The sequence below is a fragment of the Streptacidiphilus sp. MAP12-16 genome, from assembly GCF_041262165.1.
Taxonomy (GTDB): Bacteria; Actinomycetota; Actinomycetes; order Streptomycetales; family Streptomycetaceae; genus Streptacidiphilus.
Map to the genome: position 1 here is coordinate 56,983 of NZ_JBGCBY010000014.1, position 14,338 is coordinate 71,320.

12 protein-coding genes are annotated in these 14,338 nt (G+C 69.2%); 5 read left to right on the forward strand and 7 right to left on the reverse strand.

Annotated elements, in window-relative coordinates:
* Positions 1–17 precede the first annotated feature (17 nt).
* From ABIA33_RS19955 to ABIA33_RS19985, 7 genes are all read right to left on the reverse strand, one after another.
* The gene (locus ABIA33_RS19955; RefSeq protein ID WP_370083572.1) at positions 18–677 is read right to left on the reverse strand and encodes a hypothetical protein; all 660 of its coding nucleotides are present in this window, start codon (positions 675–677) and stop codon (positions 18–20) included.
* A 176-nt stretch (positions 678–853) separates the two neighbouring features.
* Positions 854–1,219 carry a hypothetical protein gene (locus ABIA33_RS19960; protein ID WP_370083574.1) on the reverse strand — a complete coding sequence of 122 codons (366 nt, stop codon included), beginning with the start codon at positions 1,217–1,219 and terminating at the stop codon, positions 854–856.
* A 165-nt stretch (positions 1,220–1,384) separates the two neighbouring features.
* On the reverse strand, positions 1,385–4,042 hold the full coding sequence (locus ABIA33_RS19965) for an ATP-binding protein (RefSeq protein ID WP_370083576.1): 2,658 nt from the start codon (positions 4,040–4,042) through the stop codon (positions 1,385–1,387).
* 49 nt (positions 4,043–4,091) lie between these two features.
* Complete coding sequence (locus ABIA33_RS19970; RefSeq protein ID WP_370083578.1) at positions 4,092–5,828, reverse strand: mobilization protein; 1,737 nt, start codon at positions 5,826–5,828, stop codon at positions 4,092–4,094.
* The gene (locus ABIA33_RS19975) at positions 5,825–6,559 is read right to left on the reverse strand and encodes a hypothetical protein (RefSeq protein WP_370083580.1); all 735 of its coding nucleotides are present in this window, start codon (positions 6,557–6,559) and stop codon (positions 5,825–5,827) included. The genes ABIA33_RS19970 and ABIA33_RS19975 overlap by 4 nt, the downstream gene beginning before the upstream one ends.
* 158 nt (positions 6,560–6,717) lie before the next feature.
* Positions 6,718–7,776: a DUF2637 domain-containing protein gene (locus ABIA33_RS19980; protein ID WP_370083582.1), complete on the reverse strand. Its 1,059-nt coding sequence runs from the start codon at positions 7,774–7,776 to the stop codon at positions 6,718–6,720.
* Between the two features lie 212 nt (positions 7,777–7,988).
* Entirely contained in the window at positions 7,989–8,939 is a 951-nt protein-coding gene (locus ABIA33_RS19985; protein ID WP_370083584.1) for a hypothetical protein, read from the reverse strand.
* A 415-nt stretch (positions 8,940–9,354) separates the two neighbouring features.
* On the opposite strand from ABIA33_RS19985, the gene ABIA33_RS19990 reads away from it, so the two are divergent.
* From ABIA33_RS19990 to ABIA33_RS20010, 5 genes are all read left to right on the forward strand, one after another.
* Positions 9,355–9,849, forward strand: a complete 495-nt coding sequence (locus tag ABIA33_RS19990) for a helix-turn-helix domain-containing protein (protein WP_370083586.1) — start codon at positions 9,355–9,357, stop codon at positions 9,847–9,849.
* A gap of 325 nt (positions 9,850–10,174) precedes the next feature.
* A complete protein-coding gene (locus ABIA33_RS19995; RefSeq protein ID WP_370083588.1) occupies positions 10,175–10,384 on the forward strand; it encodes an excisionase family DNA-binding protein in 210 nt (69 codons plus the stop codon).
* Positions 10,385–11,551, forward strand: coding sequence for a tyrosine-type recombinase/integrase (locus tag ABIA33_RS20000; protein WP_370083590.1), 1,167 nt, complete (start codon positions 10,385–10,387; stop codon positions 11,549–11,551). It begins immediately after the preceding gene.
* A gap of 200 nt (positions 11,552–11,751) precedes the next feature.
* Complete coding sequence (locus ABIA33_RS20005; protein ID WP_370083593.1) at positions 11,752–12,954, forward strand: SAVED domain-containing protein; 1,203 nt, start codon at positions 11,752–11,754, stop codon at positions 12,952–12,954.
* Positions 12,951–14,297 (forward strand): cyclic GMP-AMP synthase DncV-like nucleotidyltransferase, encoded by a 1,347-nt coding sequence (locus ABIA33_RS20010; protein WP_370083595.1) that lies wholly within the window; start codon positions 12,951–12,953, stop codon positions 14,295–14,297. Before ABIA33_RS20005 ends, ABIA33_RS20010 begins: the two co-directional genes overlap by 4 nt.
* Positions 14,298–14,338: the final 41 nt, after the last annotated feature.

Here is a 14,338-nt window from a genome sequence, read left to right on the forward strand (position 1 = left end):
CGGATGTGGAGTCGGCTTCAGGCAGCGTGCCCTGATGACCTCAGCAGCCTCAGCACCGGGGAGTGATGCAGCCGCGTGGCGTCCTTCCACCGGTCGTAGGCGTCGGCCAGCCCCTGTTGCTGGAGAAGGTGCTTGATCCACGTGTTGGCGATGCGGTCCGGCACGGTCAGGGCGGCGGCGATCTCTTGGACGACGGTGACGGCCAGCCGGTAGTCGGCGCGCTCGACGAGGTTGAGGTCCACGTCCACGCCGTCCTGCTGGAAGGCGAACAGATACCTGGGCCCCGCAGTCGGCACGGACCTGGTCTTGCGGTACTCGGCGTGGCCGTCCAGCAGGGCTCGCAGTGAGTCGAGGTCTGGGCAGTTCGGCGGGATCGGCGCGTAGAGGTCGACGTCCGAGGCATGGAGTGCGGTCCCGTACTGGGAGGAGCCCATGGCCTGAAGTTCAGCGATCCCTCTGACCCGGCTGGCCCCGATGGCGCGGGCCGTGGCTGCGGCCAGATCCGCGCGGCGGCTGGCGAGAGTGGCGTAGAACCGCTTGGCCAGGCCCTGCTCTGCGAGGGCGAGCTGGTGCAGCCGTATCCGTCCGGCGTGCAGGATCGCGTGCAGGTCGGCTTCGCTCGCAGAAGGCCGCAGCCCCGCCTGACCTGCACTTTTATCGTTACGTACACGGTGCATTGGGTGAGGGTACGTGACGATCCGCGCAGTGCTTCAGCGGGGGCGGTCGTCCTCCGGAGATCGTGTCCGGATTGCTCCGCTAGGGAACATCTGCCCTACCCCGAATGGGAACGCCCGGCTTGTTCCGTGGGAGAACAGGCCGGGCGGGAACCCCGTGGGCACCTACCTACCGAGGATCAAGTCCAGGTGGTCCCGGCAAGGAGTCCGTCGAAGCCCAGGCTGATGATGACGTCGGGGAGGCTGTCCCAGACGCGGTCGACTTCGCCGAAGAGGTCGTTGAAGGCGTCGAGGTCGAGGTCGGGTTCGAGCCATTCGTGGGAGCAGCGGCAGCGGATGTAGACCTTGCCGTGGACCTCGACGATGAGCCAGTCGCGGGTGGCGTTGCAGTAGGCGCAGGTGATCAGGAAGCCTCGGGGTCGCAGTTCCTCGCCGTGGACGATGGAGCGGGTGAGGATCTGTCCGGGCAGCAGCGGGGGGATTTCGACGGGGTAGTCGGGGATGCGGGGGGTGGGCTGGTCCTCGGGCTGCTGGGGGTGGGTCAAGCGGGGCCTCCCTGGCCTTGGCGTCGAAGCAACGGCACCAAGGACTGCAGGGTCCGGAAATATTCCCGATCGGCATGGTCTGACACCAAATCAACACCTATCTCCGGCAAGGGGGTCTGGCTCGCCGGAGTGGTGTTGGCGCTGCGTGCAGCGTCGGGGTGGTGGTCAGGTGGTTGTGGCGGCGATCTGCTGGGTGAGCAGGTTGCGGGCGTGTGCGTGCAGTGCGGGCTGGTGTGCTCCCATGCGTGCATGCACAAGACGGTCTACGGCGGTATGCCAGGACTGGTGGGGGTGGGCGGCGAGGTAGTCCTGGACGGCACCTTGGTCGATCGCGGCGAGGGTGCTGGTGTCGAAGGCGGCGGTCAGGTCGTGGAGGATCCGCTGTTCCTGGAGCGTGTGGGCGATCGTCTGGGCGACGATCGCCTTGAGGTGGGACTTGACCGCGGTCTCGGCGGTGAAGCGGAGTTCGGAGTCCGGGGGGACGACTTTGCCGGTAGCGCCGTGGCGGGCGAGTCCTTCCTCGATGTAGGCGATCAGCTCGGGGGAGGAGAAGGCGTTCAGCTCGACGCGCTGGCAGTGCCACTGGGTGACCTTGCCCTTGCGGTTGCGGGCGGCCTCCTCGCCGGTGAACCAGTCCAGGGCGACCTGGCTCAGGTGGGGAACGATGCCGGCGGGCAGGGCGGTGGTGCGCACTTCGGGTTCGGACTCCAGGTCCTTGGCGATGGCGTCTTCGACGCTCAGGCCCAGGTCGATGACCTCGATGTGGTGCCTGGGCATGCGGGCGGTCTGTTCACCCAGGGTGCGGGCGATGTTGTAGCCGTGGGGGTCGGCGTCGTGCAGGACGAAGATCTGCACCTTGCCCGGCGGCAGCGCCGCGAGTAGATCGCGGCAGGCTTCAGTGCTGTAGCCCTCGTTGGTGATCACCGCCATGTCGTACTTCTCCGCCAGGCCGGCTTCCTTGACCGGGGGCCACAGGCCGGTCTTCTCGATCACCAGGATCTTGTCGAACGACCAGGCGGGCGGGAAGTACTGCTGGACCTCGCGGGTGCCCAGGCGCACGTCGCTGCTGCCGCTGGGGTCGTGGGGGTGGTGCAGGGTTCCGCGCGGTTCGCGGTACAGACCCTGGATCGGGTGGTGCTCGCGTTCCCAGCCGGGGATCAGGGTCTGCTCGACGTAGGGGGCGCTGAGCTTGGTGCCGGCCGGCAGAGGCTTCAGGGCCAGGGGGCGGATCTTGTAGAACAGGGTGTGGGAGGAGAACGACAGGCCCTGGGCGCCGCGGGCCTGCGCGACGGCTTCCTCGATGACAGCGGCCACCGCGTCCTTGACCGTGGTCTTCCGTGTGCGGGCGGCCTTGGCCTCCTGCTTCGCGGTCCGCAGGACGGCACGCAGCTGCGCGCTCTCGGCCCTCCTCTTCGAGCGGTGGGCGCGTTGCAGGGCTTTGGTGGCGGCGTCCAGTGCGGCGGCGCAGGCGTTGGCGACCTCGCGCGGGACCACGAGGGTGGCCTTGCCCTTGTCGGTGAACTGCGGTGCGGGGCAGATCAGGTGCAGGACCGCGGCGCGCTGGTATTGGTTGCCGGGGTCGGGTGCGGCGTCGGCCTGGTCCAGGAACGAGCTGACGCCGTAGCCGGTGACGGTGTCCCCGATGAGGGTGGTGTTGGCGAGGGGGTCGCTGTAGGTGGGCGAGTAGTTCACCGCGAACGTGATCCGGCCCGCGCGGTGGGTGCGGGCGACGGTTGCCTCGATCACCCAGGGGATGCCCGCGTGGTCGGTGAGCTCCTTGCGGGCGAACCACGCCTGATCCAGGCCGAACGCGTGGTCCAGGACATGCTCGTAGTGGGTGCGGTCGACCCGGCCCAGGGAGGAGGGCTTGGGTGGGCGACTGTGCTGGCGCATCGCGGCCAGCAGCACCGCGACTTCGTGCCGGGAGTCCTTGAACCCGGACATGCGGGTGATGCCGGGCAGCAGGGCGGTCACCTTCTGCGCCTTGACCGAGCCGGACAGTCCGGCGAAGGAGACGACGAACTCGCGCAGCGTCATGTCCTTGCCGCCGCGCGCGGCTTCGCGGACGTGCCCGAACACCAGCTTCTCCATCGCGGGTAGGTCGTAGTGGTGGGCGGAGGTCGGATCTGTGGGCAGGGGCTTGCGCCACTTCCCGCCGGCGGTGGGCTTGTAAATTCCGGCCTCCTCGCCGAAGCCGCTGTGAGCGTGCTCAACGAGGAGGGCGTGCGGATTGACGAAGGCGAACTTCTGCAACCATTCGCCCACCTCACCGGCGCGCAGCAGCCCGGCGGGCAGTGGGACGCTGACCGAGGTGCCCGTGGTGCGGGTGCTGGGGGAGGTCTCGTGGCGGATGGCAGGCACGCCGTCGGGGTCCAGTGAGACCGCGATCTCGTGCCGCACCCCGTGAGCCCCGATCACCACCGGTGCGGTGACGCCCAGGGTACAGGGGATGCCGAGCAGGGTCTTGAACGCGTTGCCCTGCATGCCGCGCGTGGGCGAGCGCAGGGTCTCCTTGTCGGAGACGTTGTCGTTGAAGTTCAGGATCCGCCCCACTACCTCGGGCAACAGGCCCGGGCCGTTGTCGGTGACCGTCACCCGCACCACGCCCGGCTCGTGGTCGGTGGTGACGGCGATCCCGATCTCAGGGGCGAGGCCGGCGGACTCGGCGGCATCCAGGGCGTTGTCCAGCAGCTCCTTGACCACGACGCGGCCGAAGCGGGCGGCGTCCTGTCCGGTCTGGGACTGCAGGGAGCGCTTGTCGAGGAACTCCGCGCTGCGGGGAGTGGAGAACACGGAGCGCTGCACAACAGGAAGGGTGGGCAAGGGCATCGTCCTTGTCGGTAGGAGACGGGGAGGTGGTGCGGGAAGCGGGTCAGCGCCTGCGGGTGGGGGGCGGCGTGGGCGCGATGGCCGGTCGCGGTGCCGGTGGTGTGGCGGGCTTGCGCTTGGCCGGCTTCTTCACGTTGGCGGGTGCGGGGAGGTCGATGGTGCGGCGGATGCGCCACAGCAGGACAGCGGCCGGATTCTCCGCGCTGTCCATCTCGCGCGCGCCCAAGGCCTGCTGGAGCAGTCCGGCGGGGCTGTGCCCGAGTTGCCCGGCTTGGGTGAGGGTGGCGGCGAGTGCGGGCCAGTCCTTGCCGCCCAGGACCCGTACGGCCAGGTTCGCGGGCAGGGCCTGGTGCACGGCTTTTGTGGTGTGGTCACGGACCGTCGGCGGCAGCCGCTCGCCCTGGGCCTTCAGCGCGGCCAAGGGTTTGGCGGCGGCCTGGGCGTAGGCAGTGCGGAGCTGGTCGGCGGTGGCCTGGGCGATGCGGGCCTGCTGGGTGTGCCCGGCGGCCCGGTGGCTGCGGTGCAGGGCCACGGCGATCAGGATCAGCACGTCCAGGAACGCGGCGATCGCGTCTCCCTCCAGGGCCCCGTGGCTGGGGCCGCCGGCCAGCACGGCGCGGGCCATCGAGCGAAGCGCCCGCATCTCCTGCTCTGCGGCGCGCTCGTGGAGGTAGGCGGCCTGTCCGTAGGCTTTCGCGGCAGCCGCGATCTGGGCACGCTGGGATCCGCGGTGGGTCTGCGCGAAGGCGTCGAGGACCTCACCGAACCCCGCCGCCCACACCTGCCATACCTCCTGATCGGGCTCTTCTTCGCCGGGGTACGGCGCGGTGAAGGAGTCCAGGGCCTGGTCGGCCAGGCGCCCGGCCTGCTGGAGGGCGGGACGAGCGCTCCGGGCCTGCGCGATGGCAGGGTCGGGCTCGTCGGCGGTGATCGACAGGCGTGCACGGATCTTGGGCAGGCTCAGGTCCGGGCCCAGGCTGCTGCCGGAGTACCAGAGTGGTTGCCCGTCCCCGTTGCGGTCGCCGGGCAGGTGGAAGGAGTAGCCCTTCGCGTCGCCCGACGGCAGCCGGTGGACCTTGACCTGGACCCCGTGCCCGGCCAGACGCACGAGGAACTCGTCCTCCGAGACCGCTCCGGCCAGCGATTCGCGCACCGCGGTACGCAGCACCGCACGGCTGGGCTCGGGCAGGCCCTGGGCCTTGGCCTTGTGGATCTCGGCGCGGGTGGGCCGCTTGACCGTGGTCCGCGCGGTGCGCTTGCCGGAAGCCGCCCGTTCGACTTGACGCAGGCCGTAGTCCTGCTCGACGAGGGTGAGTTCGTCCATGACGCGTTGCCAGTCGTTGTGCAGCCTGGCGCCGGTCAGGTCGGCGCGCACGGTGGTGGCGACGATGTGGACGTGGTCCTCGGCGTGGCGCACCACCACCCACCGGCAGCCGTCCAGGTCACCAGTGGGGGCGATGCCGGCGGCGTGCATCACCCGGCGGGCGATCTGCTCCCACTCGGTGTCGGACAGGTGCCGGTCCTCGGGTGCTGCACGCAGCGAACAGTGCCACACGTGGTCCTTCTGCGCGCTCGCGCCGGCCTGGACCACGCGCAGGTCCAGGATCTTCGCCAACCGGGTCAGGGCGCGCTCGGGGTCCGCGTCCAGGCCCGGGTCGAACAGCAGGGGCTCGAAGGCGGCGACGGTGTGCTGGTCGGTGTGTTCGTCCTCGTCTCCGGGGCCGTAGACGTAGGCGAGGATGCCGCGGGTGCGGTCGCCCCGGGTGACGGAGGCGATCATGCGCGGCCCCGGCGGCGGGCGATGCGGTGGACGGCCTCGTCCACATGTTCCACCTTGGCCTGCACCTGGTCCAGCAGTGCGGGGGCGGCAGCGAGGAAGTTCTTGGCGGGGCTGGTGAGGAAGGTTCCGTCGGTATTGAGGCGGCGGGCGACCTGGTTGAGGTTGTTGCCCCAGGCTGCGAGGTCGCTACGGGTGGCGGCCAGCTCGTCGATGGCCGAGTCCAGCTGCTCGACCCGGGCGTCGGCGCTCATCCCGGTGCTCTGGTCGGCCAGGGCGCGGCGGGCGATCAGGTGGGCCAGGCTCAGATCGGCGGCTTTGGCCTGAGCTTGCAGGTGCTGTCGCTCGGCATCGCTGAAGCGCACGCTGACGGGCTCTTTGGGATCGTCGGCGTCGCGCTTGCGGCGCTTGGGCTTGCGTCGTACGGCAGCGGCGGCGGACGCGCGCACGACGAGCGGCGCGGACGACGCAGCAGCGGCGACGTTCGGCGTCGCGGCGGGGTGTGGCTCCTCCTGCTGGTCGCGGCTGCCCTCGGCCGCGACCCCCTGCTCCGGCGCCCCCGCCGGAGCTCCCCCGCCCCCCTGGGCGGGGGCCTGCGCCTGCGACCCTCCGTAGGAGGGTCGCAGGCTATTGCTGGCTCCGCCGGTCGCACGAGGGACCTCAACGTCGCTGTTGACCAGGGTAGTTGCGGCGGTGTCATAGGCGGACGGGTGCTGTTCGGGACGGTCGTGCATGGGCGGCTCCGAAGTTCGGCGAGTGGGTGGAAGCTGTGTCCGGCTGCGGTCCCCGCTCTAGCGCGGGGTGGCAGGTGGTTGGTCCGGTGGTGCGAGGGGTTCGCGCGGGTGGGGAAGGGGTGGTTCGGAAGTCGTCCCGGACCACCCCTGCGGGTGGGTCAGTCGGGGTCGGCAGCCAGGCCCGTGCGGGGACGGGCTTCGGCGTCGGGGCGCAGGCGGGCCAGGACCTCGGTCAGCCGTTCGGCGCCGACCGTAAGTCCCCGTTCGGTGATCGCGGCGCGGGCGGAGCTGCGGCTGAGGTCGTCCAGATCGGGGTGCGCGGCGCGCACGAGCTGGACCAGTTCCTCAATGGACGCGGCCGGGGGACGCCCGGTACGACCCGGGTGGGCAAGCCGACCGGAAGTCCCAGCACCGCCCTGACCAGCAGCAAAACCCTCCCAGTCGAAGAGCTGGTCCGGCTCGGTGACGCTGTCCGGACTGGGGTCTGGGACCAGCTCCGGGTCCGCCTCGATGTCCGTGGCGGGCACGGCGCTGGGCACCTCGGGTATCGGTGCCGGTGTCGGCGTGGGGAGCGGTTCAGCTGAGAGGGCGAGCGGCTGCGCGGTCTCAGCAGGGTCTCCGGAAGTCGGGACCAGCTCCTGATCCGCCTCCGCGCCCGTGGCCGGGACGGTGCTGAGTACCCCGAGTGCCGGTGCTGATGCCGGCGTCGGCGCGGGGACCGGACCGGCTGCGGGGACGGGCCGCTGCGCGCTGTCGGCGGGGTGTCCGGAAGTCGGGAGACGGGTGCCGCCGTGGCGGGTGATCAGGATGTGCAGGTGCGTCGCTCCGGCCAGGGCGAGCGGGGCCAGGGTGGACAGGATGCCGACGGTGGTGTCGCCCAGGCGCAGTTCGGTCCCGGTGGTGGGGAGTTGGTTCAGGCGTACGGCGTGCAGGGCGTTGGCCCAGATGCTGGCCAGCGTGGCGGTCGCGAACAGCGCCCAGACGTAGAGCCTGGCCCGTAGCGGTGCGGCGCGCAGGACCAGCAGGGCGCGCACCCCGTAGGCGATGAAACCGTCGATGACCACCGGGAACAGGTACGTCAGGGCGGGGCGGACGTGGATGGCGAAGGCCATCTGCCGCAGCGCGTCGTACGACAGGACGCATCCGGCTGCGCCGAGCAGCAGGACCGCGAGGCGGTCCCAGAATGTGGCCGCATGGCCGGCGGAACGGGATGTCACGGCTGAGGAGGAGGGTATGGCGGCAGTGGGCAAGGGCGCTCCAGAAGGGTGCTCAAGGGATGGGTGGGGGATACGCCGGAGGTGCGGTGTCGGCGGCTGGTGTACGGGTGCGGGCGGGGGCAGGACGCGTGGGGCGTCCGGGGTTGCTGGACTGCCCCGGGAACGAGGGGTCAGCGGTGAAGCCCGGTCCAGACGGCGGGCTGGGGCGGCCTTCAGGCTGCGCTGAGCGTGGGGATGCGGTTGGTGGGGCGCATGGCAGCGCGGACCATGGCGATCCCCCGTGCGGTGCTGGCCTCACCGCCGCCGACCTTCACCGTCCGCTCGCCGACGCCCTCGCAAGGGCGGCACAAGCCCGGTCGTCCGACCGGGTCGGCGCATCGGCCGCACTCGTGCCACTGCCGTGCGACAGCGGCCTCCACGGGCTCCGGGGCCGGTGGGAGCTTGCGCAGCAGCCGGTCGCGCAGCAGTGCCGCAGCCGAGTGCATACGCTCGGGCAACCCCGGCAGTAGCGCCGCAGCGAGGTCGCGCTCGGTGCAACCGCGCTCCAGCCACCGCGCCACCAGCGGAGCGAGTTCGGCAGCCTCGACTGTGCCCAGGCGCAGACGCGGCTCGGGTCGGATCACCCGGAACAGGGCGGCGACCACTGCGCCGACGGTCGCGTCCGTCGGACCTGCCGAGTCGGTCTTGTCGGGAGTCGCATCCGCCCTCCCTCCCGGCTCAGTACAGCCGGGCTGCTGCTCGTGCGTCTGCGCGCGCTCGCTGCGGCTGCTGGGGAGGGAGGGTGCTTTCTCCAGGTCCTTTACGGGGTTGGAGCCCGCGTCTTCGAATGCCGAGGAACCGGATCCCGGACGGGAGAGATCCGGACCGACCTGCTGCGGGGTGTCCCAGACGTGGGCCTCGCTGACGAAGGTGCCGTCGTTGCGGCGGACCCTGTCGACCCGGTAGTAGCCGGCGGCGGCCAGCTCGCGCAGGGCTTTGGCCACGGTGTGGCGGCCCTGCGGACTGGTGTCGGCCATCCGTCGGCCGTCCTCGGACCAGCTGTCGGGGCGCGAGAGCAGGTCGACCAGCAGGCCACGGGCGGTGTACGACAACCGCCGGTCCTGGAGGAGGGCGTTGGGCAGGACGGTGAAGCCACTCAGGTGGCGGCTACGATGAACACGCATCGGGAGTTCCAGCTCCTTGGTGCCGGACCCCGGGGCGTTCCAGCGCTGCCGGGGTCGCCTATTCAGTTCGTGGACCAGGGACAGTACCACCCGTTCCCCGGGCAACTCGGCATGATCGTAGAGACCCTGATCACATATCAGGTTGCCGATGCGACCACCTCCGACGGCCTCCTTTCCTGGCAGTGGCCACTCCGAGCCACGCCTTCCGAGACTCCACGCCGCACCGCAGCACCCACCTCGCTGTGGGCCACTCCGGTGGCGGCGGAGCCAGTGCTCCGATTTTCCCGTTTGACTAGCTTGCTTTCCCTCATGCATCATGTGTACCATGCGGACCACGCGTATGCAAATCGGAGAGGAGGCGTTTCAAACGGGAACATTGTCGGTAGGGTGACAAGAACGCTTAGAGGAGGTCGGGATGTGGGAAGCGGAGTCCGCCAGGGCGCCCCTGCTGTTCAGCGAGGGCAACGCCGCTGCGCGCATCGGACTTGAGCGAGAAGTGCGGGGGTGGAGCACCACGGAGCTGGCCGCCCGCATGACCCGCGCCGGTGTCCCCATGAACCAGACCGCCGTCTGGCGCATCGAGAACGGAACCCCCCGACGCAAGATCACACTCGACGAGGCCCTCGGCTTCGCCCGTGTCTTCGAGCTGCCCCTCGAAGAACTCATGTCCCCACCCCTGGCGAACCTCGACGTCGAAGCCAGAAGACTCGTCCAGGAGGTGGTGGAGGCGTTCACCGAGACGCAGACAGCTGAGGACCGCCTCCACCACGGGGTCGTCGCAACCGCCACCTATCTCGCGGCCCATCCCGAGGCCGGGGAGAACCTCCTCGTCCAGTTCATCCGCATTCTGGGCGACGGACGCGAGGCACAGGGGCTCTGGAACCACATCACGGAAGGCAGTTACTACTGACCAACGACAAGGGCGCACCGCCCCCGCAAGACCCGCACCCCGACGGCGACCTGCCGTCCATCGTCGGTGAGCACTCCCGACGCGCCCGGACAGTGGCTGCCCTTAGCCCAGCCACGCTCAGCCGCGTATCCAGCCGCCTTCGCAGCAGAGCGATCTAGCGGCACCCTCGGTCGGCCGGGCCTGAAGCACCCCAGCCCAACCCGCCGTCTCCTGCCCCACGGCGAAGGTCTGGCCCCAGCCTCGCCATGCCCCTGCGGCCCCCACCACCCCCCTTCCTGACCAACGCGACGGCGTCGCCCCCCGCCGTCGCCGGAGGCTCCCCTCTTTGACCGACTGCTACCTCTCCGTCGCCCAGGTCGCCGAGATCCTCGGCACCACCGAGCGATTCCCGCGCCGACTCATCGCCGAACGGCGCATCCCCTACCTCAAGGCCGGCAAGCACGTCCGCATAGCCCGCAGCGCGCTCGACGCCTACATCGCCGCCAACCTGGTGCCCGCTTCCCCGCGTCGCACCACTCTCCGGAGGTCTGTCTGAATGCCCAACTCCACCGGTCGCCGCCGCCGCTTCGGCTCCGTCCGCAAACTCCCCTCCGGCCGCTTCCAGGCCCGCTACCTCGGCCCGGACGGCCTGGAGCGCACCGCCAGGGAGACCTTCGCCAACAAGAGTGAGGCGAACTCTTGGCTCTCCGAGGTCGAAACCGACCTCGCGCGCGGGGACTGGCGCGACCCCCTCGCCGGAGCCGTCAACTTCACCCTCTACGCCGAGACCTGGATCAACGAGCGCGACCTCGGAGCCACCACCGAGGAGCTGTACCGACGGCTGCTGCGCTTGCACCTCGCCCCGGTCTTCGGGGTCTGGAACCTCGACGAGATCAGCGCCCCGCGCGTCCGTGCCTGGCGCACCGACCTCCTGGCCACCGGCAAGGCCACCACCACCGCCAAGGCGTACCGCCTGCTGAAGACCATCCTCGGCACCGCCGTCGAGGACGAACTGCTCCGCCGCAACCCCTGCCGGATCAAGGGAGCGGGCAAGGAGAACGCCAAGGAGCGCGGCGTCGCCTCCATCGAGCAAGTCCTGCAGCTGGCCCACCGCATGGGACCGCGCTGGCAGCTCCTGGTCTTCATGGCCGCGTTCATGGCCCTGCGCCCCGAGGAACTGGCCGAGCTCCGACGCCCGGACATCGACCGAGCCCGCGGGGTGGTGTGGGTGCGTCGCGCAGCACCCGAACTCTGCAACGGGAAGCGTGTGGTGGGCGACCCGAAGTCCAAGGCCGGCAAGCGCTCGGTGGTCATACCCCCGGAGATCCTGCCCGACATCGACCACCACCTCGCCCTCTACGCCTCCCCGGAGCCCGACGGACTGGTGTTCCTCGGCGAGCGCGGCGCCCCCTTCCGCCGCTCCACCTTCGGCCGTAAGTGGAGGAAGGCCCGCACGGAACTCGGGATGCCCGACTTCCGCCTCTACGACAGCCGCCACACCGGCAACACCCTGGCCGCCAACACCGGCGCCAGCCTTGCTGACCTCATGGCCCACATGGGGCACGCCTCGGTGCGCGCCGCGATGATCTACCAGCACGCCACCGCCGAACAGCAGCGCAAGATCGCCGACGGCATCAGTGCGGCCGTCGTCGACATCCGCAGCAGGCGCCGCAAGACGCTGCCCAGCCTTGCGGCCTCGGCGGAGCGGCGAGAAGAGGTGTAGCGAGCTCCAAAGGCTCAGCCTGGACCGACGATCGGATCGTCGGTCCAGGCCGCTCGACCTTCACCCGGCTCGTACGACGTGGTCGCGTTTGGAGCTGCGGCACGCGAGGTCGGCCGAAGTGTCAGACCCCGGGCGTAGCGTTCTCCTATGACGCAGGATCCCCTGCTCATGCGCGTGGTTTCACGGCCTGCGAGGTTCAGTTGGCGACGGAGAAGAGCGGCTACAAGCGTAAGGCCCTGCCCGAGAAGGTCAGACTTGAGGTGTGGGTCCGCAGCGGGGGTCGATGCACGATCTGCAATCGCTACCTCCTCGACGGGGCCCTGGCCAACAAGACCATCCGCCTCGGCGAGCTCGCCCACATCGTCGGCCAGCAGAGCACGGCAGGATCTCCCCGAGGGCAGAACGACCTAGTCGAGCGTGACACTGCGGACAACGTAATGCTGGTCTGTGCCGACGAGCACGACGAGATCGACGCACCGGAGAACCTAGACGTCTTCACCGTCGAGAAGCTGCTCGCGTTCAAGCGCGCCCATGAAGACCGGATCAAGCACGTCACAGGAATCGCACCAGACCGCGCGACTACCGTGCTACGCATGATCGGCCAGGTCCGCGGCCACGAAGTCGAACTGACCCGTCAGTCTGCATCGTCCGCCGTACTCACCTCGGGTGATCGCGTCCCCTTGTTCCTGGAGTCCTACTCACGCCACGGAATCGAGATCGAGCTCCGCCATGTACTCGGCGAAGCCACGATCGACCTCCGTGACGTCCCAGGAGAGGACGGAGCCAACGGCGAGTATTACCGCCAGGCCAAGGCGGTAATCGACAACGTGATCGACAACAAGCTCAACGAGGGCATCTCCCGCGACCAGGTCGCCCATATCAGCGTCTTCGGATTCGCCCGGATCCCTCTCCTCGTCTACCTGGGGTCACGTCTCGACGACACCGTGCCCACCGACGTCTACCAGCGCCACCGGCACGACGAGACCTGGACATGGAGCGAAGACGAACCGGCGGTCGCCTTCTCGGCGCACCTCGACCAAGACGTGCCACCCGACGAGGAGGCCGTGCTGGTACTCAACATTTCCGGCACTATCCAGCCCGGAGAGCTACCGCCTCACCTGGCGGGACTGCGCCGCTATCGGATCAGCCCGGTGGAAGCGATGGCATCCCCCGACATCATGCGCCACCGCGACAGCCTGGCCAGCTTCCAGGAGCGCCTGCGTGCCTTGTTCTCCGATATCGAAGCCACCGCGAAGCGCGTACGCCGTCTGCACGTCTTACCCGCTGTGCCGCTGTCCGCTGCGGTGAGCCTGGGCCGTGTTCACGACCGCCATGTCCACCCCAGTCTGACGATCTACGACCGTACCAACGGCGGCTACCGCCCTGCGCTGGAGATCAAGTGAAACTCAACGGGCACTTCACCACCTTGCTCAAGGGCACCGTCAACCTCAATCAGACCAGGTTGGACCAGTTGGACGGCCGGGTGACGGCCATCATGAATTTCCTGAACAGCGACTCGATCCTCGGCCCGCTGATCCTCGGCACCACCCGACAGGGCTCCTGGGCTCATCGCACCATCATCAAACCGGTGGCCGGCAAGAAGGACGAGTTTGACGCCGACTTCCTGCTGAACCTGACCATCGTTGAAGCATGGACTCCGACGCCGTCGGAGTACCTCAATGCCTTGTACGCCGCACTCAAGCGCAGCAGCACCTACAAGTCGATGGTGGTGAAGAAGAACCGCTGCGTGCGGATCAACTACACCGGCGACTGCCACGTCGACATCGTCCCCCACCTCGTCCAGCCTGGCGGGCTGCAGGTGATCGTCAACTCGGAGGAGGAGAAGTTCGAGGAGACTGATCCCGAGGGCTACACAGAGTGGATGAAGGAGAAGGACTCGCTGACCGGCGGCAACCTGCGCAAGGTCATCCGCCTGGTGAAGTACCTGCGGGACTCCAAGGACACCTTCAGCATCCCCTCGGTGATCCTGACCGCCCTCCTCGGCGAACGTGTCCAGGTCTACGACACGGACAACCGCTACAGCGGAGTAGCCACCACACTGGTCCACCTCATCGAGGACCTCGCCACCTGGCTGGCCCTCAACCCGCAGATGCCCATCATCGCCGACCCCAGCTGCCCGCAGACCAGCTTCAACCATCGGTGGGACCAGGACCGGTACACCAACTTCGCCAAACACATTCAGTCGTATGCGACCCGGATGCGTACCGCCCTGGACGAACAGGACAAGGACAAGAGCATCAAGCTCTGGCAAGACCTCTTCGGCGACGGGTTCAGGGCACCCGCCACCACAACCGAAGCCTCCCTCGCCAAGGCCGAGCAGCCGGCCTTGAGGGAAGCGGCCACGCGGGCACCGTCGGAGAAGTTCATCGAGGAGATGGGCCTGCGCCTCGCCGGTGGGCGCCGTGCCCGGATCGAGGCCCGAGTCGCGAACCCCATCGGTACCGGGTCAGCAGACCTGCGCCGGACCGGCTTCGCCCCCGTCGGCCGGGACATCTACTTCACGGTGACCACCGACGCCCCACAGCCGTACGAGATCTGGTGGAAGATCCGCAACCACGGTCCGGATGCCGAGAATGCACAAGGCCTGCGAGGTGAGATCAAGCCAGGGCGCGGAACACGGATCCACGAGCGCACCAAGTACCGGGGCAGGCACTACGTGGAGGTGTGGATCGTCAAGGACGGCAAGATCGTCGCCAGCGATCATCATGACGTGGTGATCCGCTAACCGCATCGCCCCCGGCGCCACGCTGCGGGCAGGGTGCTCCA

What these genes read in the sequence shown, in the direction of transcription:
- ABIA33_RS19955 (WP_370083572.1), bottom strand. Translation starts at nt 677, where the DNA reads ATGCACCGTGTACGTAACGATAAAAGTGCAGGTCAGGCGGGGCTGCGG.
- ABIA33_RS19970 (WP_370083578.1), bottom strand. Translation starts at nt 5,828, where the DNA reads ATGATCGCCTCCGTCACCCGGGGCGACCGCACCCGCGGCATCCTCGCC.
- ABIA33_RS19975 (WP_370083580.1), bottom strand. Translation starts at nt 6,559, where the DNA reads ATGCACGACCGTCCCGAACAGCACCCGTCCGCCTATGACACCGCCGCA.
- ABIA33_RS19985 (WP_370083584.1), bottom strand. Translation starts at nt 8,939, where the DNA reads ATGCGTGTTCATCGTAGCCGCCACCTGAGTGGCTTCACCGTCCTGCCC.
- ABIA33_RS19990 (WP_370083586.1), top strand. Translation starts at nt 9,355, where the DNA reads ATGTGGGAAGCGGAGTCCGCCAGGGCGCCCCTGCTGTTCAGCGAGGGC.
- ABIA33_RS20000 (WP_370083590.1), top strand. Translation starts at nt 10,385, where the DNA reads ATGCCCAACTCCACCGGTCGCCGCCGCCGCTTCGGCTCCGTCCGCAAA.